The following is a 22,121-nucleotide window of genomic DNA, read 5'->3' as shown; positions in this document are numbered from 1 at the left end:
GAGGATATCAATGAGATTCGCACACGTTTCCGATCTTCATCTGGGCAAAAGGCTGGGAAGCTACACCCTCATTGAAGATCAGCGCTACATACTTTCACAGATAGCTGATATCGCTTCGGCTGAAAAATGTGACGGCATACTCATCGCGGGAGATATTTACGATAAAAGCGCACCCTCGGCGGAAGCTGTCAGGCTGTTCGGCGAGTTTCTAACCAAACTCCGCAGGAACAAGCTGTCTGTCTACATCATCAGCGGAAATCATGACAGCCCCGAAAGAATAGATTACGGACGTGAGATAATGGCTGATGCCGATATACACATATGTGCCTGCTACGAGGGAAATCCCGGCGTGCTGACAGTTTCGGATGAGTACGGAGAATTGGACATTTGCTCCGTTCCATTCATCAAACCTTCCTTTGTGCGCGGCTATTGTCCCGATAAGGAGATAAAGACCTACACCGACATGATGAATGCTGTCATCGAGCAAAGCGGCATCGACAGAAACAGGCGGTGCATAATGATGTGCCATCAGTTCATCACAGGTGCAATTACCTGCGATTCTGAGTATATCTCGGTAGGTACCCTGGATAATATCGGTTCTGAGGTCTTTGAGGGCTTTGACTACGTGGCACTGGGACATATCCACGGTCCCCAGAATATCGGCAAAAATATACGCTACTGCGGCACCCCGCTGAAATATTCCGCTTCTGAGATAAGCCATAAAAAATCGGTAACGATAGCCGATATCCGAGAAAAGGGCGATACCGTGATAACCACCGTCCCCCTTGCGCCCATGCGCGATGTCATTGAGCTGAAAGGAGAATATAACGAACTGATGGATCGCAGTTTCTACGAAAAGCTTGACACCGAGGGATTTTACTACATCACCCTGACAGACGATACCGACATACCAAACGTAATGCAGAAGCTGAGAACGGTCTACCACAATATCGTTCAGCTGAGTTTTGACAACAGACGCACCCAGACGATCTCCGAGGTAACTGCCGCTGTGCATACCAACAGCAAAACTCCCTTTGAGCTAGTAGCCGAGCTTTTCAAAGAGCAGAACGGCGCCGAGATGACTGAGGAACAGTCGGCATACATCAGGGACATGATAGACAAGATATGGGGAGGCAGCTTATGAGACCGCTGAAACTTACAATGCAGGCTTTCGGTCCCTATGCCGAAAAGACCGAGATAGATATGGAACAGCTGGGCGGACAGGGGCTTTACCTCATAACGGGAGATACAGGCGCAGGCAAGACCACCATATTCGATGGAGTATGCTATGCCCTCTTCGGCAAAGCCAGCGGCGACAGCAGAACTGTAAATATGTTCAGAAGCGAGTACGCCGAAGCAGGTGTCATCACCTACGCCGAACTGCTTTTCGATTACGGAGGAACGAAATATATCGTCCACCGAGAACCGCGCCAGAAGATACCGAAAAAGCGTGGTGAAGGCGAGACCGACCTCAACACCACCAACGAGATATATGTATACGGCCAGGAAAAGCCAATAGCCTCAGGCGAAAGCGAGGTCAATGACAGGATAAAAGCTATCCTCGGGCTTGACCACGGACAGTACCGAAATGTAGCGATGATAGCTCAGGGCAGTTTTGCCGAACTTCTCAACACCAAGACTGAAAGCCGCACCAAAATACTCAGCGCTATTTTTTCCACAGGAAAATACAGGGTGCTTCAGGAAAGACTGAAAGAAGAAACCAACGCCGTGTACCGCAGTTACAAAGACTCGGAGCTGAAAATAGGCTCTCTGCTGGGAAATATAAGGCTCGGTGCGGAAGACCCCTACCGTGAAGAGATAAGTTCCGCAGCGCAGAATCCCGAATCTGCCGCCGATACGGATATCGAAGAAGTTTGCCAAAAAGCCCTGGAATATGAAAAAGCCGAGGCTAAAAAAGCGGCTGATGAGTACAAAGAGGCTGACAAACAGCACAAGACAGCCGCCCTCACCCTTGAAAACGGCAAAAAGCTGACGGAACTTTTCGACAAGCTTGAGCAGTCCGAAAAGGATATGCAGGATCTTCTGCCCGAACTGGAAAAAGCAGAAAAAGATGCGAAAGCCATGCACGAAAAACTCCCCGAGCACAAGGCGCTGATAGGTCAGATTGCTGCGGAAGAAAAACAGCTTCAGCTTTACGATGACGCGGAAGCTGTCCTGAAAGAAGCCGAAAAACTCAGCAAAGCGGCTGATTCAGAGAGCAAAAAGCTTGAAGCTCTCAACAAACAGCTTTCGGCAGACACTAAAAAACGTGAGGAACTGAAAAAGCTCATAACCGACCTTGGAGATATCGGCGCAAAACTGGCTGAAACTTCGGGAAAAACCGAGAAACTCAGCGGCGAGCTGGAACATATAAAAAACATAGGCATCGAATTTTCCGAAGCTGACAAGCTAAATGAGAAAGAGAAATCAGCCCTTAAAGCCTACGAATCTGCACAGCAGGAAATGGAGCGCCTTGAAAAGAACTATTCTCAGCTTTTCAGTCTTTATCTGGCAGAGCAGGCAGGTCTGCTGGCGAAAGAGCTTGAAGAGGGCAAGCCCTGCCCTGTTTGTGGCTCGGTGCATCACCCGAAAAAGGCTGAGATATCCGATAAAGCCCCCGACAAACAGACCGTTGACAAGGCATCTGCAGAGCTTGACAAAGCACGTAATACAGCCCTGAAAGCGGCATCGGATCATGCGGCGGCAAAGTCGGCGCACGAAAAAGCCGTGGAATCCGCTATGGCTCACGCAGGAAAATACGCTGAGGGCTGTACACCCGAAAAAGCCCTTGAAAACGCGCGTACAGACTACAAGAAGATAAATGATACTCTGAAAAAGCTGACCGCGACCCAGAAAGATCTGGAAAAACAGGCAAAGGAGAAAACAGCCGCCGAGCAGGGATCCGCAGAACTCGAAAAGCGCATCGCTGAGAACAGCCAAAATATTTCGGCATTGCAGGGCAGCCTGAGAGAGCTCACCGCCAAGACAGAGGAAAAAAAGCTTACTGCGAAAAAACAGCTTGATGCTCTGCCATGCACCAACAAAGCCGAAGCGATGAAGCATATCTCAGCGCTGAAAAATCAGCAGTCAGCCCTCGAAAAGGCGATATCCAATGCTGATAACAAACTGGCACAGCTTGAAAAGAAGCGCACAGAACTTTCGGGACACCTGAGCGAACTCAAAGAGCAGACAAAGCGCAAAAAGCGCCCCGACTGCGAAGCTCTTGACCGTGATATGAAAGAGTGTGCAAAGCGCACCAAGTCAGCGCTTGATAAGCGTGACGAGACTGTAAAATGCCTGTCTTCCGCCGAGGACACCCTCAAAAAGATACGCTCGGAGCTTGCCAACAACCGCGCACTCAACAGAGAGTACAGCATAAAAAATGCCATCAACAGCACCGTTAACGGCACTCTTGCAGGCAAACAGCGTGTTACTCTCGAAGTTTTCGCACAGATGGAATATTTTGACAGGATACTCGCTCACGCAAATGTCAGACTTTTACAGATGACCAACGGACAGTACGAGCTTATCCGAAGCGGTGCCAGCCGCGGCAACACGAAGATAGGTCTGGACATTGACGTAAACGACCATTTTACGGGCAGTATCCGAAGCATACGCTCCCTTTCGGGCGGAGAGAGCTTTATGGCTTCGCTTGCGCTGGCACTGGGCTTTTCCGATGAGATACAGCAGTCCTCGGGCGGCGTAAGGATAGATTCCATGTTCGTCGATGAGGGCTTCGGCACACTGGACGACGAGACCCTTGATCAGGCGATAAAAGCGCTTAACGGTCTGGCTGAAAATTCAAGGCTTGTGGGCATAATCTCCCATGTGCCTGAACTCAAAGAGAAGATCGACAGGCAGATAGTGGTCACCAAGGACAAATCCCTGGGCAGTTCCGTGAAGATCATCACCTGACCAACAGCCTGACCATCAAAGGCGACAATATGAACCCTGTGATATCTGCTGCGGCAGCTGCGATAAACACGCGGCTGCCCGGCTTTTTTCTCATAGCGGCAGAGTATACCGCAATAGTATAAAATGTTGTCTCGGTGGAAGACATCAACACCGCCGCCGTCCTGCCAGCAAAGCTGTCGGGAGAGATTCGGGTGTACAGTTCATCAAGTGAGGCGATAGCTCCGCTCCCCGAAACTGGACGTAACAGCGCCAGTTCGATACACTCAGTGGGAAATCCCAGTTTTTCTGCCAAAGGTGATATCAGCCCCGCCAGATGTGCCGAAGCCCCCGATGCGCCGAACATTCCCACGGCAGTCATAAGCAGCACCAGTATCGGTATCAGCTCCGCAGCGGTCTTCAAGCCATCGGATGCCCCTGCGGTAAAATCTCCTGTCACATCGGTTTGCTTAAATAATCCGAATAACATTATGAACGTGATGATAAGCGGAACAGTCATGTTCGTAACGGTCATTTATTTATCCTCCGAAAACAGTATAGATGCGGTTATTATCCCCACCGCCGCCGAGCAGACCGAGGTCGCGAGCACGGCGGGAAGTATCTCCATAGGTGCAGATGATCCGTGTGCGGAACGCAGTGCGGCTGCCGTGACTGGGATAAGCTGTATCGAAGCGGTGTTGATAACTGTTATCAGGGCGGTATTCCGTTTGGGGCGTGAGCTTTTTTCAAGCCGTCGGACAGCTTCTATGCCTGTTGGCGTTGCGGCATTTCCCAGCCCCAGCAGATTCGCGGTAAGATTAATGCTCACGGCTTCTTTTGAATCTGTATCCAGCCTGCCGAAGATAAGTCTTATCAGAGTAGAAAGCAGCCGCGCGATAATTCGTGTCATACCCGATTTTTCAGCAACATGCATTAATCCGCACCACAGCGCCATAGAGCCTGCAAGATATATCCCAAGCTCCACTGCTTTCACGCACTGCCCCAGCGCCGCATCGGAGATCTCTGCCCAACCACCCTCAAAAAAGCCCATAACTGCGGATAATACAAGCATTATCGCCACTACAAACGCCAGCATTTCACCACCCCTTTTCATGATTTTTAATTTAATCATTTAAATTCATTCATTAATTATTTACTTTTCCCGATTCGGGAAAATTTACAAATATTACAAGTAAAAATATACCTTTTCACGCTGCAAATATTCCATTTAGTAATATTTTGATGTGCATAATGCTGAAAACGATTTTCGCGTGACTAGCAATTGACATACCGTTCAAATTTACTTGACAAACTCTGTTCAAATTGCTATAATGTATATATCATATCAGTCAGTCTACTACAGCTGAAAAATCTATCGGAGAAAGGAATTGAGAAAAATGAAATCCATAGGAATCGTAAGAAAGGTCGATGACCTGGGAAGGATCGTTCTTCCCATCGAACTCAGAAGAACTTTTGACCTCGCTGTTAAGGATTCTATCGAGATCTATACCGAGGATGATAAGATCATTCTCAAAAAGTATCAGAGAAAATGCATTTTCTGCGGAGCTACTGAGAACCTTGTTGACTACAAGGACAAGTCCATATGCACAAACTGCATTTCTGAGATCAAAGGCGCTAAGTAATATCAGGAACACCCGCTGCTTAATACTATGCAATCGGATCCAACATAAGAACTAGCATAAAAAGTCAAGACCCATCGGTTTGTTGCCGATGGGTCTTTTTTATCGGGTATATACGGCTTTCAGGGACAGATCTTCCCTGTCAAGCAGAAGGATATGCGCCGCCTTGCCGACGGATATGCTGCCATAGTTTTTGTCCTCGCCTATGGAACGGCATGGGTTGATAGTCGCGGCTTTAATGGCACTTTCAAGAGGTATCCCCATTTTTACCGCTGTCCGCAGACAATCCACAAGTGGTGTCACACTTCCTGCCAGCGTTCCGTCCGAAAGCACAGCGCGGTTTCCTTTCACGGATACCCCCTGTCCGCCCAGCTGATATTCTCCGTCGGGCATACCCGCCGCTTCCATGCTGTCGCTTATGAGTATCATGCGATCATCACCGAACAGCGCAAAAGCCGCTCTTACCGCTGTTTCTGAAACGTGAACACCGTCACATATTATTTCAACGAATACTCCCTTAGTGTCAAATCCCGCACCTATCAGCGAGGGTGCGCGGTGAGTAAATGGCGGCATGGCGTTGTACAGATGTGTGATGTGATCTGCCCCAGCCCTAAAGGCTTCAACTGCCGCATCATAGCCGCAGGCGGTGTGCCCCAGTGAGAATCTTATGCTTCCCGAAAGCTGACGTATACATTCCATCGCGCCATCGACCTCCGGTGCAATGGTCACAAGCTTTATCAGGCCCCCCGCCGCCGACTGCCACGCACGCAGTTTTTCCGCTGATGGCGGCTGTATCAGCTCTTTTTTCTGAGCGCCGCATTTTTCAGGAGAGATGAAAGGTCCCTCCAGATGAACGCCTATCAGCTTTGCCCTGCCATAATCGGCAGGATCTTTCGCATACTCCCCTGCCGCACGGAGTATATCCTCGATATCTTCATCGGGCAAAGTCATAGTTGCGGGACAGATCGTTGTCACGCCCTGTGAGTATTCAAACTCAGCTATTTGTCTGATGGCTTCCGCCGTGGCTTCACAAAAATCATGCCCCGCACAGCCGTGAAAATGTATATCCGTCAGTCCCGGAACAACATAACAGCCCGAAGCATCCACCACCTCACCGCCGTACTTTATCATCGCATCAGCGGGAAGTATCCCCATGATGACCCCTCTGTCCGTGAGCACGGAAAGGGGTTCAAACTCGCATTTTTCAGTAAATACAATACCGTTCTTTATCAGCATTTTCAGCCACCGCCTAAGGCATAACTATGAAGCCCGCTACTTCGCCCACACGCACATCGTGCAGACCGCTGAGGATGGCTTCGGTGTCTATCTTATCCCCGAAAGCATGGCTTACCGACAGCTGAGGGAAATTCACGCCCACAGCGTCAGCCTTGTAACAGCCCCCCGCCATTCGGGTGTTTATCTCCATGAATACGTGTTCGCCGTTCAGGGGACGAAGCTGTATATTGTATGGATAATCGATGATGACCTTTTCCGAGATCCGCTTTGCAGTGTCGATGAACTCCCTGTCAAAGCGCAGAGCGGTGATATGGCTGTCGATCTTGCAGCGTGGCACAGCGATAAGCCCGCTCTCCGTCCTCATACAGTCAATGCTTATCTCAGGTTCGCTGAGATATGGCATTACCACCGTGGGATATATCCTGCTTCGGTTTTTAAGATCGGATAGGTATGACTGATAGCTTATATCCTCAGGCATGGACTTCGGCGCATCATCATCAAAAAGCCGCCTGTAAGTTATACCACCCTCATCGCGGTCAGCCTTTACGCAGACTTTATGTTCCCTGCCGTACTTCTCCTTTACCGCCGCATACGCCCGCTCAAAACCTTCCATAGTGGTTATGCGCTCCATGTAGGGCGTAGCACAAAGATCATTCTCCCGCATAAATGTGCAGGATTTCATCTTGCTGTCAAGCATATCGTTCTGTTCGGTGTTGCCGTCAGCAGTAACACGAGTGCCTATCGCCGCGAATTCATCCATATGGCTTATCACCGCCGCCCTCCAGCGTTTCGGGAAAAATACATCCACCGAATGTTCCTTGCAGAACCCCAGCGCCCATTCGGCATACTGTTCACCGTTTACGCCGTTAGGCTCGATGTACCTTTCATCTGCCGCCGCGCCGAAAACAAAATCGGGCTTTTTAGCCGTTGCGATTATATAGTTTCGCTCATCCCGTCTCAGAAGTTCAATAAAATTATAAGCCTGGCTGAACCAGTGATTGAACCATATTACTCTTTTGCAGTTTTTCATGCCATATCTCCTTGATGATAATTTGCTGTTTCTTCAATATCTATTTTTTCATAAAATACCGTTCTGCCCGAACTGTCTTTTGCTGTAACAGTAAATCCCACTGCCCTGCTATCCTTGTATTTCGGCTCGCATTTATAGTCAAGTTCCATACCTTGCTTGACCAGACAGATTATCCTGCTGTCACATTCTTCCTTTATATCCGCACATACCTCGGGCATATATACAGTGTTTTCAGCCCCCTGTGTCCCGCCGAAAATAAATGGTATCAGCGCAACGCTCCTGCCCGCTGAAACATCTGCATCTCTAAGCGCCAGAACTCTTTCCATCTTTTCCGAATACGGCGGTATCTCCTCATCTTCCAGCAGCGGCAAATATACGATATCACCGCGCACCGTAATATTAAACATTTCATCACCGTCATAATCACAGCTTCCGCTCAAAGTGTAGGCAGGCTCACCCTTTTCACTGTGGTAGACCGTAATGTTGTAGACGCTGTATAGCTCGAAAAGCGCCTCATCATATTCTTCCGATTCACCGTAACAATATACAGCGTGATTCAGAATACTCTGCCTTATCTTCTCAAATTTATCATCAGAAGGCTCTTTGAAATCTGCAATACAGCGCTCAAGGTCATTATCGTCCGCACCTTTGCACATGGAAATATAGACCTCCCAGCCATATCTTTCAGAGAATTCAGAACCCGGTCTTTCTACCGAATCGACCATGTCATCGCTGTACTCCCTGAAACGCCTGTCCAGCACTTCCTCAAGCTTTTCACGTATATCATTGGTATAGGAGTTTACATAGTAATTGCGGTCTTCACCCACAATATGGAAATAATCGAACATATAGCTTTCATACAGAGAATCATAGCCAAAGGTAAGACCGCTTTTTTGAAAACAGCCCCAGTAATAAACGTTGGTAAAATTATATACTTCCTCGCTTATCATGTCCTTGCCAAAACAGTAGTCGGTACACATAAGCAGCTGAACAGGGCTTTCTCTGCCATCTTTTACCGCTGAAACTACGTCCGCTGGGATAAGGCTGTAAAACTCCTTGCTGACCATATCCTTGTCAAGCAGCCACAGCAGATAATACGCCATAGGCAGCGCGGCATATTCGTATATCCTGTCATTGTCGCTGTCGGACATATCTTCGGGAACACTGCCGCGGTAATACTCCTTAGCCGCAGCGTCCCAGTGCCACTCAGCTTTATCACTTTCAAAATTATCGATATGTACACGGGAAGAACTGCTGTTATCAGGTGACATCCTGTCAGCCTTTCTGCCAACCAGTATAGCCACTATCCCAAGAATTATGCACAGCACAAGCATACCCGCTACCGCCTCATAAAGGTGAACATCATCTTCAAGGCACCAAAAAAGCGCTGTAAAACCGGTTCCCAACGTAAATAACCGCATAAACATATTGCTTGTGAGATTCAGCCTTTTGTAAGCCGCCTCTCTCACCAGACCGCCAAAGCTTATCAAACATAGAAAAGCGAATGTGACTATCATAGCTACGGCAGCAGAGATCGGTTCAATAGGGTCACTGCCCTTAGCTGGCGCGATAGTAGCACCTGTTATGGCGATACACATAAGCGCTTCTATAACTCCGAGTACACAAAAAAGCACGTTCCTGATGATGCTGCCTTTCCTTCCCATTCTCCTATCCTCCTATTAATGGCGTTTTTCAAACATAAAAATTATAGCATATATTTTAAGAAAAGTAAATATTTTTTCTTCGGATAATACTGTGGGTATAAAGCCTGTGACTATCGCTGTACCACGCTGTACGATCTCATGCGACCGCATTATTTCGCATACCAAAACGAGCGTATGCATACGGTGGCATACGCTCGCATTTTTTCGCAGATAGTTCGTATAACTCCTATTGCTTTCGGTCATCGTGCAACTTCACTGACTATCAGCCTGCTATATTTCATAGCCCGCTTTATGTTTCTGCTTTCTTGTGTATATTTTCCCGCTGGGCACTTTCTTTGTTACGGGTACTGTCCCGCCCCATGTTCTGCGGCTCATATTGTCTATTTTCCTGCGCTCTTTGGCGCTCATCTTTTCATAGGGTATGAATTTCTCTTCCATGATTTCCTCCTATCTCATCCGTGAACGTCCGTGATCTTCGGCTTCTCCTGCCTTGAAGTTGTATATGGGCTTGATGATATCCTCTATCTCACAGGTATCGCCTATATTTCCCAAGATATCATCAATGCTCTTGTATGCCATGGGGCTCTCATCAAGGGTAGCCGAGCTTACCGAGGTGCTGTATATGCCCTTCATCTCACGCTTGAACTCCGTCAGCGTCAGCTGAGCCTTTGCCGCCGAGCGGGACAGTATCCTGCCTGCACCGTGGGGCGCGGAATAATTCCAGTCGGGATTTCCCTTGCCCTTGCAGATAAGGCTGCCGTCACGCATATTTATGGGTATAAGCAGAACTTCCCCCGCCTGTGCCGATACCGCACCCTTGCGAAGTATCATATTATCCGTGTCGATATAGTTGTGTATGGTGGTGAACTGTTCCCTTACGTGCAGGCTCATGCCGTCGATTATCTCGTCCATCATCGCCTGACGGTTCAGCATGGCGAACTGCTGAACTATCTTCATATCATGTATATACTGCTCAAAAAGTTCACCCTCGGTATATGCAAGCTGCTTGGGTACATCAGTGCGCTTAGTGTTTTTCAGCTTGGTTATCTCGGTCTGAATCTGCTTTTCCTTGCCCTCTTCCTTCAGCCGAGCTACAAGCGCATCGATATCGGGCTTTGCACAGCCATTGAGACGCTTGTAAGCTTCCTCCTGATAGTACTTCGCAACTTCAAGACCCAGATGCCTTGACCCCGAGTGTATAACGATGTAAACAGCACCGTCGCTGCCCTTGTCAGCTTCGATGAAATGATTTCCGCCGCCCAGTGAACCAAGGCTGTGTATCGCCTTGCCATAGTCGATGTGCTCAAAGCAGTAAAGCTCGGTAAGGTCTATCTTGTTATTGAAGCGGTGAGGTTTCTTCCTTATATCAAAACCCGAGGGTATCTCACGGTATATCAGCTTATCCAGCTGCTGTACCTCGATGTGCTTTTCTTTCAGCTTTACTGTTTCCATTCCGCAGCCGATATCCACACCCACAAGGTTAGGTACAGCCTTGTCGGTTATGGTCATGGTAGTGCCGACGGTACAGCCAGCACCCGCATGAACATCGGGCATTATGCGCACCCTCTGTCCCTCGGACATGGGCTGGTTCATAAGTTCAATTATCTGTGATACGGCAGTTTCATCGCAAATATCAGTGAAGACCTTTGCTGTGCCGTACTTTCCGTTAAGTTCAAACATATATATTTATCTCCTTTGTGTCTGTCAACTTTTTCTGTACGCCGTGTGCGATCCAATATGTCGTTTAGCATAAATAAAAAAGGTGTGTTCCCATACGGAAACACACCCTGTATGCTAAATTTTACCAGCTTAACGCTGACTGCACCGGCGAGTCTCCTGAATTATTATGTTGTTTGCTTTACTAAACTGATATATCTTTTTCATCTGACTCACCGTCCTTTCGTAGTTTTATCTTTGTCCTGCTGACATGGCTTATTATAACCGAAGATGTCCGATTTGTCAATACTATACGCTATAAATTTTTCTGCGAACTGCATGACGGATCTGCAAAAGTATGAAATATCTATTCCGTATGATGTCAGCACAGCTGTCACAATCGCCTATTTTTCCACAAAAAACGCAGAAGTGCCGCGGCTTTTTTGTGAGAATAAATAGTTGACAATAAAATGCCGTTATGGTAATATATATAAAGATGTTGTGCCGCAGGCATGACTTTAAGTGAGGTATTTTATGTTAAATAAACAGATCGACACTTTCAAAAGATACCGATTTCTCCTGCGGGAACTGGTTAAAAAGGGCATAAAGCTCAAATACCGCCGCTCATATCTCGGTATTTTATGGACGCTTCTCGAACCGCTGCTGACTACCTGTGTGCTTACATTGGTATTCGGCTCGTTCTTCGGCAAAGATGATAAAACTTTCCCCGTGTACGTACTCTCGGCGAGATTGCTTTACAGCTTCTTCTCTGCGGGTTCAAAGGCTGCAATGAAATCCATACGGCAGCACGCGGGCATGATAAAAAAGGTGTATGTACCGAAATACATCTATCCGCTATCCAGCGTACTATTCAACTTTGTGATTTTTGCGATATCGCTGGTAGTGCTCTTCGGTGCGATGTTCGTTTTCGGAGTATACCCGACACTGTGGATGTTCACGGCGATAATACCGCTGATGATGCTTTTCCTGCTGACTCTCGGTGCAGGCATGATACTTTCAACCATGTCGGTATTCTTCCGCGACCTGGAGTATCTCTGGGATGTAGCACTTATGCTCATTATGTACACCTGTGCAATATTCTATAAAGTTGAGACCGTGGCAGAAAAAGGACATGGCTGGATATTCAAGTTCAATCCTCTGTATGCTATAATCAAGGATTTCCGCTGTGCGGTCTACGGACAGAATATGTTTGCTTCTCCCGCCTGGGTGATAATGCCCGCGGCAGTAAGCCTGCTTTCCGTCATCGTCGGCGTGCTGATGTTCAAAAAGCATCAGGATAATTTTATTCTTCATATATAAAAACAGCTGCCCTCTTTGCATGATTGCATAGAGGGCATAATGAAAGGAAAACTCAATGTCTAATTATGCGATAGAGGTCAAGAACGTGGGAATGAAGTTCAACCTCAGTCAGGAAAAACTTGACAGCCTTAAAGAATACGTGATAAAAATGCTGAAAGGTCAGCTGAAATACAACGAATTTTGGGCGCTGAAAAATGTGGATTTCAAAGTTGAAAAGGGCGACCGCGTTGGTATCCTCGGTCTGAACGGTGCGGGCAAAAGTACCCTGCTGAAAGTCATAGCAGGAGTTTTCAAGCCTACCGAGGGTGAAGTCATCAGACACGGCAGGATCGTTCCTCTGCTTGAACTTGGTGCAGGTTTCGATCCTCAGTACACAGGTGCAGAAAACATTTATCTGTACAGCGCAGTGCTGGGATATTCCAAGGAATTTGTTGACAAGAAATTCGATGAGATAGTAAAATTCGCTGAGCTTGAAAAATTCATAGATGTACCCATAAAGAACTATTCCTCGGGTATGAAAACAAGACTGGGATTTGCAATAGCTACTCAGATCGAGCCTGATATACTGATACTTGACGAGGTACTCTCCGTTGGCGACGCAAAGTTCCGCAAAAAGAGCGAAGCCAAGATCATGAGTATGTTCAAGTCCAACGTGACAGTACTGTTTGTATCCCACTCACTCGATCAGGTAAAGAGGATATGCAACAAAGCGATACTCCTTGAACACGGCGAACTCATCGCCGCAGGTGATATCGATGAAGTTGCAGCTATCTATCAGGAAAAGACGAAATGATATAGCAAAGTGAAGCAGTGCAACACCCCCGCGGAAAATGCCAAATGGGTGAGCTTTTGGTCAAGCTTTTCGCGAAAAGCTTGCGGAGAGCTCGAGAGGCAGAGCCTCTCGGTCAAGGCGCAAGAGCGACGCGGCAACCGTGCTGTAAATAGCACAGCAAACTCCCGCCCAAATAAAGGCGTGGCAATAACAACAATATGAGCGTGGACAAATCTTGTGTCCACGCTCTTTCTGTCTGCGTAAATAAATTGCCGCGCCCGCTGTCAAACAGCGAAGCCACAGCCGACGCAGTCGTTGTTATTTGACAGCTCGACCCGTAAGGGGCGACCTTGACTACCGCAGTATGTATTGATAAGAGTGCCGCACTCTGTAGCGTTTAAAATGGATGTCCTCACAACCATAAAAACGGGTTTTGCCGGTATAATCATTGGTTTTGCTATGATCGAAAGTTTGCGAGCTTTCGCCCCTCGTTCCTCGGGTCGAGAAATCAACGAGCTATCGCCGTTGATTTCGGGCGCGGCAATAATTTTACGCAGATAGTATGAGCGTGGACGATTGTTTTGTCCACGCTCGTATTATTTGATATTGCCGCGCTCTTGGGTCGGGAGTTTGCTTTGCTATTTACAGCACGCTTGTCACACTAGTTTTGCGCCTTGAAGCGAGGGCTCTGCCCTCGCGCTCCCGCAAGCCTTTCGCGAAAGGCTTGAGCCAAAGCTCCCTTCCTTGGCAGTTCCCGAGGATTTGTGCTCTCTTAATACACCCCGTCGCTTCTCAGACAGCTCCAGATAGTAACATCTATCAGTTCATTCCTACACCTTTCGTACTGGCGCAAAGTGCCCTCGTTGACAAAGCCCAACTTATCCAGAAGCCGCATCGAAGCCACATTCGGCACTTCCACAAAGGCTTCAACTCTGTTGATATCCGTCTTTGTAAATATGAATCTCATTATCGCGCCCAGCGCTTCGGACATTATTCCCATGCCCCAGCGGTCACGCTTGAGTTCATAGCCTACTTCGACCTTTTTATCATCTTCGGAGATACAGAAAAATCCGCAGGTACCAATCAGTTTTCCGCTGGATCTTTCCTCTATCCCCCATCTAATCATAGTCTTATCAGTCATGCCGTCCATGAACATTTTCGCCAGTTCGTCTGCTTCTTCGCGTTTTTCCATGGGCAGTCTGTCGTAGTACTTCATCACCTGTCTGTCCGAAAAAATATCGTAAAGATCATCCGCATCATCTGCGGTTATAGGTCTTAAACATACTTTCTCCAGCTCCATCGACAATGGTTCTTCAAAAATATCTGTTATCATGTTGTCTCCTTTTCTGTCTCATGTCTGTCTTTTGAATTTTTACACTTGTACCGAGCGGAATTCTTCTGAAAACTTCAGTTCACCCTCAGCTGCCCGCTCACGCAGCTTTTCAAGAGGTACAGGCTTGCTGAACAAGAATCCCTGCGCCCTGTCGCAGTTGATGGAAGCCAGGAATTCAAACTGCTCCCTTGTTTCAACACCCTCCGTCAGCGAGACCATATCTATCTCCTTGGTCAGCGCCACGATATTGTTGATTATCAGCTTGGTCTTGGGGTTTTCATCAAATCCGCTTAGGAAGTTCATATCTATCTTCAAGACATCAAAGCTGTAATCTTTCAGGACGTTCATTGAGGAATATCCGCAGCCGAAATCGTCCAGCCATACCTTATAGCCCAGTTCTCTCAGCCGTGACATAGCCCTCTGCAATAAGTCGTGCTGATCATTCAGAACGCTTTCTGTTATCTCCACATCGAGGAAATCCCTCGGGACTTTGTACTTCACCGCACGTTTATCAAGCTCTCCCACGATATCGCAAAGCTCGAAATCAAGCCTTGAAAAGTTCAGGGACACAGGCACAAATACCTCGCCTTTTTCCACAGCCTCGCGGTAATCGCGGCATACGCTTTCTATCATGCAGATATCCAGCTTGTGAATCTGCCTGTACTCTTCAAGTATTTCAATAAAAGCTCCGGGCGGCAGTATACCATACCTGGGGTCTATCCACCTGGCAAGAGCTTCCAGCCCGACTATCTCACCTGTCCGCGTGGATACAACAGGCTGATAATACACCTTGATATGGCCGTTTGCGATGGCATTGTCGATACTGTTGACAATGTACTGCTTCATCTGGAATTTATCCTCCAGCGTTTTATCGTAGTACCTGAAAAAGTTGTCGAAATGCTTCTTGATGGTATTGCAGGCAAATCTCGCCCTGTCACAGGCAAGACTGGGGTCGCTCTCATCTGCCGTAGGCTGATAAGCACCGCATTTCAGCTGAAGATGCACTTCATTCTGAAGAGCGTTTATCTGCTCCGAAAGCTTTTCAGCAGCTTCCTTGCAGCCTTCCTTATGGGTCAGCACCACAAAGTGGTCGTCCGAAAATCTGGACACCAGTGAATTAGGATAAGCATCCACTATCATATGCGCCGCCTGTTTCAGCAGTTCATTTCCTTTGTGAAAACCGTATTTTTCGTTATACGACTTGAAATTCTCGATATCAAAAAACAGGAACACCACATTATCCTTATCGGTAGTGACATAATTCAGCAGCTTTTCGGCTTCGCTCCTGAAGTACAGCATATTATGTATCCCCGTCAGCTCGTCCTCCACCGATATACGGCTGAGGTGAGAGTTCACCTCTTCAAGACTTTCATCTTTCAGCGCCTGTGAAAGGGTTTTGTTATAGTTTGATATGCAGAACAGCAGCGTCGAGAGCCACATGGTAAAGCCATTTATCTGCGTAGCGAGGGTCAGCCCGACTTCCCCTGTATTATGGGCTTCCATGCGGGAAAGTATCGTGAAAAATATCAGATAAGATGAGGTAAGTATTGAAAATCCTACCCACGGACGCCATGTCAGCAGACAGACAACGAAGAGCTCCATCGTAAGAAAAGTAAGTATCTGCTCACCTTTCTGGTAGTCCTGCATGGATATCTTGATGCCGAAGTATATACATATCGCCGAAAACGCCCATTTAATCAGTATACCAAGCCATTTTCTTTCCGTTTTGCCCAGCACATACCTCAGTGCAAAAACAAACATTACCACACCTGCGGTAAGCAGGATAATGTAGTTGATATAGTACTTTTCAAAATAAAGACCGAACTTATCCATCATATCCTTGCGGATAAGGGTCACAGTTGTCCTTACAAGCATCCATACTTCCAGCACGATAACAACTATCGACATATAAATGCTGGCTTTCATATTAGCATCGTAAAAATAATCGCTTACATATTTACTGTGTTTTTCCAGACCTAAACCGCGAAGTATAGACTTTTTTAAGGTCTGAGCATTAAATTTTGCCATAATGCCGTCACCACACTTTCCGATACCTAAGGTTATTATATATCAAAGGAAATGAATTGTCAATAAATGTGGTTAATTATGAACAAAGAATGTGAAAACTATACAATTCCAAAGGCAGTTTCATGTCACTTCGATATAATATATTTTAATATGTAAAGATATTCACACAAACAAAAAGCGCCTTGCACAAAGCAAGACGCCAAAGCCTGAAATTACGGCATTTCAGTAATAACTGTTCTTTCTGATGATAGTCCACGCAGTGAAATAAGCTGCAATGCAGCAGGCGACGATAGCACCAAACAGCGCACCTGATGAGTCTATGATAACATCACGCATCATACCCGCACGCCCCGGCACAAATGTCTGGTGAAATTCGTCCGTACAAGCGTATAAAGCAGCCGCCGCAACAGAACTTAGCAATCTCAGGATGCGGTTGTGTATCCCGTAAAATGCGGAAAAAGCTAGTGCAGCAAGCAAAGCATATTCAGAAAAATGTGCGCCTTTTCTGACCAGGATCGTCAACAAAGAGTATATAGCCGCCTGTTCAGGAACAGGCTTTTTATCAAAATCGATATAGAAAAAATGGATGACCTTCATAACGATTGTTCTGCTTTGATTGGTCGAATCATTTGCAGGAGATGAAGAAAAAACAAATATCACTATACACATTGCGATCAGTATGACCCATCTAAAGAAGTTAAATAATTTACTGTCCATTAAACTTCCCCCTTATGAATGCGAGTAGTGTCTCGCGCTCGTTCTCGATCTCCTCATCTATCACCGCATCCAGCGCGGTATTGAGGGCATTCTTGATATCAGCACCGCTGAATCCCATGGCGATCATATCATGACCGTTAATTGCGAGATCACTGGTCTTCAGACAGCACATCTCCTCTTTTATCTCAGCACCCAGTACTGCGAGCTGCTCCAGTTCTGCCATCTTTTCCTCACGCATATACTCCGACTGTGCCAGAGTATCAGCTCTGCGAACTTTCAGCCAGTCCTCAAAAAAATCATAGTCATATTTTGCTATAAATCTCTTGACAGTGCGCCGCTTCGGAAGGATGCGGTTATCATGTTCAAGCACCAGTGAAGTCACCATTTTCAGGGTCTTGTTGGAACATTTAAGTCGCGTAAGAACGGACTCTGCAATATCCCCACCGCTTAGCTGATGCAGCTTGAAGTGATCAACGCCCGCCTCATCGGTAACCTTTTTCTGCGGCTTGCCGATATCGTGAAACAGCATAACAAGGCGCAGATCTTCGTCACACTCAATATTCTCGATACTTCGGCAGATGTGCTCATAGACTGTGTAGCAGTGATGGATATTGTTCTGCTCACAGCCGATGCAGGGAATGATCTCAGGAAGTATCACGCCAATTATATCCGAGTATTCCAGCATTATCCTGCACACTGCTTTGCCGCAGAGAAGCTTTTTAAGCTCCGAGAAAATTCGTTCAGCAGAAATTGCGTTCAACAGATAAGACTTTTTTCGCATTGCAGCAGCAGTATTTTCTTCTATATCGAAGTCCAGTACAGATGCAAATCTTAATGCCCGCATGATACGGAGCGCATCTTCATCGAATCTGTCTTCTGCAATTCCTACGCATCTGATAATACGATTTTCAAGGTCTTCTTTTCCATCGAAAAGATCAACTGTCCCATCATTTGGATTAAAACACATTGCATTGACAGTAAAGTCACGGCGTTTCAGATCTTCACCGAGCTCAGTTTCAAATTTTACCGAATCAGGTCGTCTATGATCGGTGTACTCACCGTCGCTCCTATAAGTTGTGACCTCCACAGGCATATGCTCCGACATGACTGTGAGAGTGCCGTGCTTCAGCCCGGTTTTTATGGTGTGAAATCCGCTGAAGATCTCAACCATGCCATCAGGCGTGCAATTGGTGCATACATCGTAATCATGGGGTTCTTTGCCCATCATAGCATCCCTTACACAGCCACCCACGATGTAGGCTTCATATCCGTTTTTTTCTAAGATCTCTATCACCGAAGCAACATATCGCGGTATTTTAATGTCCATAAATCCTCCCTGTTAAATACTATATCCTGTTCTCCACATAAAGCAATATCTGACTATTTATCAAACACAATTTTCGACTATATATATTATCGCAATTTACGACTGTTCTTCCAATACAAACAGCCGAGCCATATTCGGTCTGCTAAGCCTAAGAGAAAGTGTCCTGTTATTTGGATTGTAAGCGAATTTTTCCTCATTATACGAAGGATAAATACAGTTGACTTTTACATCATTAAAATCATTATCAATAGGGATAATGCAGTTGTCCGAACCCTCTCTGCGCCAAACAGCAAGATATATCCGACCATCGCATCTCAGCCCCAGCGCAGACCAATTATCCGAAAATTTAGACACACCTAGCGGATAGAACGGGACACCATTTACGATATCACCTCGTATGGATTTGTATACATCGATACCTTCTTTTACAAGAGCCCTTCTTTCCGCTTCCAAACGCGCCAAGTGTCCACTTTGATGTACTCGTAAAAGCATAGCATTCACCATGTTGAATACAACTTCTTCCCTGTCACCTGTTTCCAAAGGATATGACCAGACAGCTGCCTGCTCGGGGCACACAGCAGAAGGCGCATTTGCGGCGATAGTGGCGTATCTGCGGTAATCATCCTGATCCGAAGTTGACTGTATGGAACATCTCGATAGCAGCGCGTAGTCCATTCTCAAACCGCCGCTGGAGCAATTTTCGACTATAAGCTTCGGATGACGTTCAAAAACGCCGTCAAGCCACGCTAAATAGGCTCTTTCGTGTTCCAGCAGACCATCACCGAAGCTGTCTGCATTATTCTCTGTACCGATGCCGGGCTCTATATTGTAGTCCATTTTAATGTACCCGACGCCATATTCATTTATCAGTCTGTCCACAACGGCATCGCAGTGTTTTCGCACCGCAGGTACGCGAAAATCCAGCTGATATCTGCTCCTGTCGAAGACTCTTTTTCCGTGTCTGACAAAGAACCATTCATCGGGAAGTCTGTCCGCTATGGGGCATTTTATACCCATGACTTCTATCTCCAACCACACCCCCGGGATCATACCTTTTTTGCGGATATAGTCAGTCACTTCACGAAGACCGTTTGGAAATCTCTTCCTGCTCTCCTGCCATTCACCGACCCAGTCCCACCAAACATCGTCAGCGTACCAGCCTGCATCAATGCAAAAATATTCACATCCGACTTCTGCTGCCGCATCGATCAGCGGAAGCTCTTTTTCGGTCGTCGGGTCAGCCCATAGACAGTTCATGTAGTCGTTGAATATCACAGGAAGCTTCGTATTATCGCGATTTTTTCGTCTTATCAGACGTCTGTACCTTGTCATTTCAGCAACAGCTTCATCAAAACCGCCGCTCACCGCACACACGCCGCAGTATACAGATCTGAAACTCTCTCCGGGCTTCAAATTCTTAGACCAATGTGACTCTATCTCCGAAGGTCCCGAAAGTTGTAAATACAAATGCCCCTCGCGGTCAGATATTTCCCAATGCCACGAGCCGTTATGTTCGATCTGCCACATCAGCGCCCCGCCGACCTCGGTATTCTCAAGATACCCCATCGGGATATACTCCTTGGACGACCAGTTGCCGACGTTCGTCACACCGAGCACCTTGGATGAATGCTGCCATTCCGTGGGCTGAGATTGTCCAAGACCCGCCTGTTCAAGGCTGTAAAACTGCCATTGAAGCTCTCTCTGCCACGAGTTGTGACATATCCCCACACGCATTTTTTCGTCCTGTGGCAGAAGCCCCTCTTTCTCGATGCCTGTCAGCGAAAATGACGAAACATATTCTAAAGTCCAATTTTCTGTACCGCTATTGTTGATATCAGTCCACACCCTCACAGCGCGTGTGCCTGTGTAGAACTGCATATGTGAAACAGTTTCAAGACCCGTTTCTTCATCGAAGCAGATGATCTCCAACTTGCGTCCCAGAGCGTTATTCGTATCTTTAAAATCCTTATATTTCAGACGATACCCCGGTGCAGTTATAATATACTTGTTGCCGTGACGCTCTCCCGGTCGGTCTATCCCGCTGACCTGCAACTCTACCAAGTTGAACCCTGCATTGCCTGTTCTCAAAGTCATTGTACTTTCATCAAAGGGCAGCGCCGAGAAATGCAGCAGCTTTATCATCTTCTCATCGGTTATCTCAAAAACGACATTTATGCCGTTTTCAAATATTTGTATCCTTTTCATCTTTCTGCCTTTACAGATCGCGAAGTTTGTCAAGTATCCTGTGGGCGGCTTCTTCCTTTGACATCAGAGGCAGTTCGTCAGCGCCGTCCTTGGTTATCATCGTGATAACATTTGTATCTACACCAAAACCAGCACCCTCTGTTCTCAGAGAATTTGCGCATATCATATCGCAATTTTTGCTGTGTAGTTTTTTGGACGAATTTTCGATAACATTCTCCGTTTCCATGGAAAATCCGCAAATCTTCTGACCCTCACGCTTATGCTCGCCCAGATATTTGAGGATATCCTTTGTCCGCTTCAGCTCGATGCTCATGTCATTATCGGACTTTTTCAGCTTGTTATCCGCAGTCGTCTTGGGAGTATAGTCCGCCACAGCCGCAGCCTTGATAATAAAGTCCTGTTTATTGGACAGCTGAGTCACCGCATTGAACATATCCTCAGCGCTTTCAACCGGCACATAATTCACAAAAGGCGGCAGCTGAGCCTCAGTGTGCCCCGCAACAAGAGTAACCTCAGCACCGCGAAGCATCGCGGCTTTAGCCACTGCAATGCCCATTTTTCCGCTGGAATGATTCGTGATAAAGCGCACAGGGTCAATGGATTCACGGGTGGCACCCGCAGTCACAAGCACCCGCTTGCCCGCAAGGTCTTTCTCACAAGCGATCTCCCGCAGGATATACTCGTAAAGCACATCGGGCTCGGGCATTCTTCCGTCACCGCTGTCGCCGTTCGCCAGCATACCGCTGTCAGGCTCAACTATCTTATACCCGAATCTCCGCAGTTTTTCGATATTATCCTGAACTATGAGGTTGTGGAACATATTGTGATTCATGGCAGGTGAGACAATTTTTGTACAGGTACAAGCCATAACGGTGGTAGTCAGCATATCGTCTGCAATGCCCGAAGCCACCTTGCCTATGACGTTTGCAGAAGCGGGCGCTATCAGAACCACGTCCGCCTTTTTCGCCAGAGCAACGTGTTCGACCGAGTACTGAAAGTTCCTGTCAAAAGTTTCCACCAAGCACTTGTGCCCCAGCAAACTTTCAAAAGTTATGGGATTTATAAAATTGCACGCATTGGGTGTCATTAGTATCTCAACATCAGCTCCCTGTTTTTTCAGCATACGCGCAAGATTGGGTATTTTGTAAGCGGCTATCGACCCCGTAACGCCGATGACCACGCATTTTCCATCAAGTAACATGATGATTCTCCTTTCAGTCTGCTTCACGTAATATATTGTTTATTATTATAACACATTTTTAGTTTTATGGCAATAGATGACAGGCTGACATTCGATAATTG

Annotated in this window: 18 protein-coding genes; 5 read left to right on the top strand and 13 right to left on the bottom strand. The window is 46.9% G+C overall.

Annotated elements, in window-relative coordinates; translation table 11 throughout:
- The first annotated feature begins 10 nt into the window (after nucleotides 1-10).
- Both BM265_RS05655 and BM265_RS05650 read left to right on the top strand, forming a co-directional pair.
- Entirely contained in the window at nucleotides 11-1,144 is a 1,134-nt protein-coding gene (locus tag BM265_RS05655; RefSeq protein ID WP_074960594.1) for an exonuclease SbcCD subunit D, read from the top strand.
- Nucleotides 1,141-3,915 carry an SbcC/MukB-like Walker B domain-containing protein gene (locus tag BM265_RS05650; protein WP_074960593.1) on the top strand — a complete coding sequence of 925 codons (2,775 nt, stop codon included), beginning with the start codon at nucleotides 1,141-1,143 and terminating at the stop codon, nucleotides 3,913-3,915. Before BM265_RS05655 ends, BM265_RS05650 begins: the two co-directional genes overlap by 4 nt.
- Here the strand turns inward: BM265_RS05650 and BM265_RS05645 are convergent.
- Nucleotides 3,908-4,426, bottom strand: a complete 519-nt coding sequence (locus BM265_RS05645; RefSeq protein WP_074960592.1) for a nucleoside recognition domain-containing protein — start codon at nucleotides 4,424-4,426, stop codon at nucleotides 3,908-3,910. The two genes, BM265_RS05650 and BM265_RS05645, sit on opposite strands and share 8 nt — an antisense overlap.
- A complete protein-coding gene (locus BM265_RS05640) occupies nucleotides 4,427-5,023 on the bottom strand; it encodes a spore maturation protein A (RefSeq protein WP_207646955.1) in 597 nt (198 codons plus the stop codon).
- Between the two features lie 265 nt (nucleotides 5,024-5,288).
- On the opposite strand from BM265_RS05640, the gene BM265_RS05635 reads away from it, so the two are divergent.
- On the top strand, nucleotides 5,289-5,534 hold the full coding sequence (locus BM265_RS05635) for an AbrB/MazE/SpoVT family DNA-binding domain-containing protein (RefSeq protein WP_024857349.1): 246 nt from the start codon (nucleotides 5,289-5,291) through the stop codon (nucleotides 5,532-5,534).
- A 99-nt stretch (nucleotides 5,535-5,633) separates the two neighbouring features.
- On the opposite strand, the gene nagA is transcribed toward BM265_RS05635, so the two are convergent.
- From nagA to BM265_RS05615, 5 genes are all read right to left on the bottom strand, one after another.
- Nucleotides 5,634-6,767 (bottom strand): N-acetylglucosamine-6-phosphate deacetylase, encoded by a 1,134-nt coding sequence (gene nagA / locus BM265_RS05630; protein WP_074960590.1) that lies wholly within the window; start codon nucleotides 6,765-6,767, stop codon nucleotides 5,634-5,636.
- Nucleotides 6,768-6,780: 13 nt separating this feature from the next.
- The gene (locus BM265_RS05625) at nucleotides 6,781-7,797 is read right to left on the bottom strand and encodes an ATP-grasp domain-containing protein (protein WP_074960589.1); all 1,017 of its coding nucleotides are present in this window, start codon (nucleotides 7,795-7,797) and stop codon (nucleotides 6,781-6,783) included.
- Nucleotides 7,794-9,461: a DUF7832 domain-containing protein gene (locus BM265_RS05620; protein WP_074960588.1), complete on the bottom strand. Its 1,668-nt coding sequence runs from the start codon at nucleotides 9,459-9,461 to the stop codon at nucleotides 7,794-7,796. Before BM265_RS05620 ends, BM265_RS05625 begins: the two co-directional genes overlap by 4 nt.
- Before the next feature lie 270 nt (nucleotides 9,462-9,731).
- On the bottom strand, nucleotides 9,732-9,899 hold the full coding sequence (locus BM265_RS19985; protein ID WP_170844314.1) for a hypothetical protein: 168 nt from the start codon (nucleotides 9,897-9,899) through the stop codon (nucleotides 9,732-9,734).
- Nucleotides 9,900-9,908: 9 nt separating this feature from the next.
- Nucleotides 9,909-11,141 (bottom strand): RtcB family protein, encoded by a 1,233-nt coding sequence (locus BM265_RS05615; protein WP_074960587.1) that lies wholly within the window; start codon nucleotides 11,139-11,141, stop codon nucleotides 9,909-9,911.
- 510 nt (nucleotides 11,142-11,651) lie between these two features.
- Here BM265_RS05615 and BM265_RS05610 point away from each other — a divergent pair.
- Nucleotides 11,652-12,437, top strand: coding sequence for an ABC transporter permease (locus tag BM265_RS05610; protein WP_074960586.1), 786 nt, complete (start codon nucleotides 11,652-11,654; stop codon nucleotides 12,435-12,437).
- 55 nt (nucleotides 12,438-12,492) lie between these two features.
- Complete coding sequence (locus BM265_RS05605; RefSeq protein WP_074960585.1) at nucleotides 12,493-13,230, top strand: ABC transporter ATP-binding protein; 738 nt, start codon at nucleotides 12,493-12,495, stop codon at nucleotides 13,228-13,230.
- Between the two features lie 751 nt (nucleotides 13,231-13,981).
- Here the strand turns inward: BM265_RS05605 and BM265_RS05600 are convergent.
- The 6 genes from BM265_RS05600 to coaBC all read right to left on the bottom strand — a co-directional run bounded on the left by BM265_RS05600 (nucleotide 13,982) and on the right by coaBC (nucleotide 22,020).
- On the bottom strand, nucleotides 13,982-14,542 hold the full coding sequence (locus BM265_RS05600; protein WP_074960584.1) for a GNAT family N-acetyltransferase: 561 nt from the start codon (nucleotides 14,540-14,542) through the stop codon (nucleotides 13,982-13,984).
- A gap of 39 nt (nucleotides 14,543-14,581) precedes the next feature.
- Nucleotides 14,582-16,570, bottom strand: coding sequence for a putative bifunctional diguanylate cyclase/phosphodiesterase (locus tag BM265_RS05595; RefSeq protein ID WP_074960583.1), 1,989 nt, complete (start codon nucleotides 16,568-16,570; stop codon nucleotides 14,582-14,584).
- A 222-nt stretch (nucleotides 16,571-16,792) separates the two neighbouring features.
- A complete protein-coding gene (locus tag BM265_RS05590) occupies nucleotides 16,793-17,287 on the bottom strand; it encodes a VanZ family protein (protein WP_074960582.1) in 495 nt (164 codons plus the stop codon).
- The gene (locus tag BM265_RS05585) at nucleotides 17,277-18,614 is read right to left on the bottom strand and encodes a CCA tRNA nucleotidyltransferase (RefSeq protein WP_074960581.1); all 1,338 of its coding nucleotides are present in this window, start codon (nucleotides 18,612-18,614) and stop codon (nucleotides 17,277-17,279) included. Before BM265_RS05585 ends, BM265_RS05590 begins: the two co-directional genes overlap by 11 nt.
- Before the next feature lie 96 nt (nucleotides 18,615-18,710).
- The gene (locus tag BM265_RS05580) at nucleotides 18,711-20,819 is read right to left on the bottom strand and encodes a glycoside hydrolase family 36 protein (RefSeq protein WP_074960652.1); all 2,109 of its coding nucleotides are present in this window, start codon (nucleotides 20,817-20,819) and stop codon (nucleotides 18,711-18,713) included.
- Nucleotides 20,820-20,829: 10 nt separating this feature from the next.
- On the bottom strand, nucleotides 20,830-22,020 hold the full coding sequence (gene coaBC / locus BM265_RS05575; RefSeq protein ID WP_074960580.1) for a bifunctional phosphopantothenoylcysteine decarboxylase/phosphopantothenate--cysteine ligase CoaBC: 1,191 nt from the start codon (nucleotides 22,018-22,020) through the stop codon (nucleotides 20,830-20,832).
- Nucleotides 22,021-22,121 lie beyond the last annotated feature (101 nt).

The organism is Hominimerdicola alba (assembly GCF_900112155.1).
In the GTDB taxonomy this organism is placed as follows: domain Bacteria; phylum Bacillota; class Clostridia; order Oscillospirales; family Ruminococcaceae; genus Hominimerdicola; species Hominimerdicola alba_D.
The sequence above is the reverse complement of the archived record's forward strand: the minus strand, read 5'-3'. Positions and strand labels throughout refer to the sequence as shown.

Excerpts from the sequence above, each read along its gene's own strand:
- BM265_RS05635 (WP_024857349.1), top strand. The coding sequence starts at position 5,289 with ATGAAATCCATAGGAATCGTAAGAAAGGTCGATGACCTGGGAAGGATC.
- BM265_RS05615 (WP_074960587.1), bottom strand. The coding sequence starts at position 11,141 with ATGTTTGAACTTAACGGAAAGTACGGCACAGCAAAGGTCTTCACTGAT.
- nagA (WP_074960590.1), bottom strand. The coding sequence starts at position 6,767 with ATGCTGATAAAGAACGGTATTGTATTTACTGAAAAATGCGAGTTTGAA.
- BM265_RS05650 (WP_074960593.1), top strand. The coding sequence starts at position 1,141 with ATGAGACCGCTGAAACTTACAATGCAGGCTTTCGGTCCCTATGCCGAA.
- BM265_RS05620 (WP_074960588.1), bottom strand. The coding sequence starts at position 9,461 with ATGGGAAGGAAAGGCAGCATCATCAGGAACGTGCTTTTTTGTGTACTC.
- BM265_RS05590 (WP_074960582.1), bottom strand. The coding sequence starts at position 17,287 with ATGGACAGTAAATTATTTAACTTCTTTAGATGGGTCATACTGATCGCA.
- BM265_RS05655 (WP_074960594.1), top strand. The coding sequence starts at position 11 with ATGAGATTCGCACACGTTTCCGATCTTCATCTGGGCAAAAGGCTGGGA.
- BM265_RS05580 (WP_074960652.1), bottom strand. The coding sequence starts at position 20,819 with ATGAAAAGGATACAAATATTTGAAAACGGCATAAATGTCGTTTTTGAG.
- BM265_RS05595 (WP_074960583.1), bottom strand. The coding sequence starts at position 16,570 with ATGGCAAAATTTAATGCTCAGACCTTAAAAAAGTCTATACTTCGCGGT.
- BM265_RS05645 (WP_074960592.1), bottom strand. The coding sequence starts at position 4,426 with ATGACCGTTACGAACATGACTGTTCCGCTTATCATCACGTTCATAATG.
- BM265_RS05610 (WP_074960586.1), top strand. The coding sequence starts at position 11,652 with ATGTTAAATAAACAGATCGACACTTTCAAAAGATACCGATTTCTCCTG.
- BM265_RS05625 (WP_074960589.1), bottom strand. The coding sequence starts at position 7,797 with ATGAAAAACTGCAAAAGAGTAATATGGTTCAATCACTGGTTCAGCCAG.
- BM265_RS19985 (WP_170844314.1), bottom strand. The coding sequence starts at position 9,899 with ATGGAAGAGAAATTCATACCCTATGAAAAGATGAGCGCCAAAGAGCGC.
- BM265_RS05585 (WP_074960581.1), bottom strand. The coding sequence starts at position 18,614 with ATGGACATTAAAATACCGCGATATGTTGCTTCGGTGATAGAGATCTTA.
- BM265_RS05600 (WP_074960584.1), bottom strand. The coding sequence starts at position 14,542 with ATGATAACAGATATTTTTGAAGAACCATTGTCGATGGAGCTGGAGAAA.
- BM265_RS05640 (WP_207646955.1), bottom strand. The coding sequence starts at position 5,023 with ATGATTAAATTAAAAATCATGAAAAGGGGTGGTGAAATGCTGGCGTTT.
- BM265_RS05605 (WP_074960585.1), top strand. The coding sequence starts at position 12,493 with ATGTCTAATTATGCGATAGAGGTCAAGAACGTGGGAATGAAGTTCAAC.
- coaBC (WP_074960580.1), bottom strand. The coding sequence starts at position 22,020 with ATGTTACTTGATGGAAAATGCGTGGTCATCGGCGTTACGGGGTCGATA.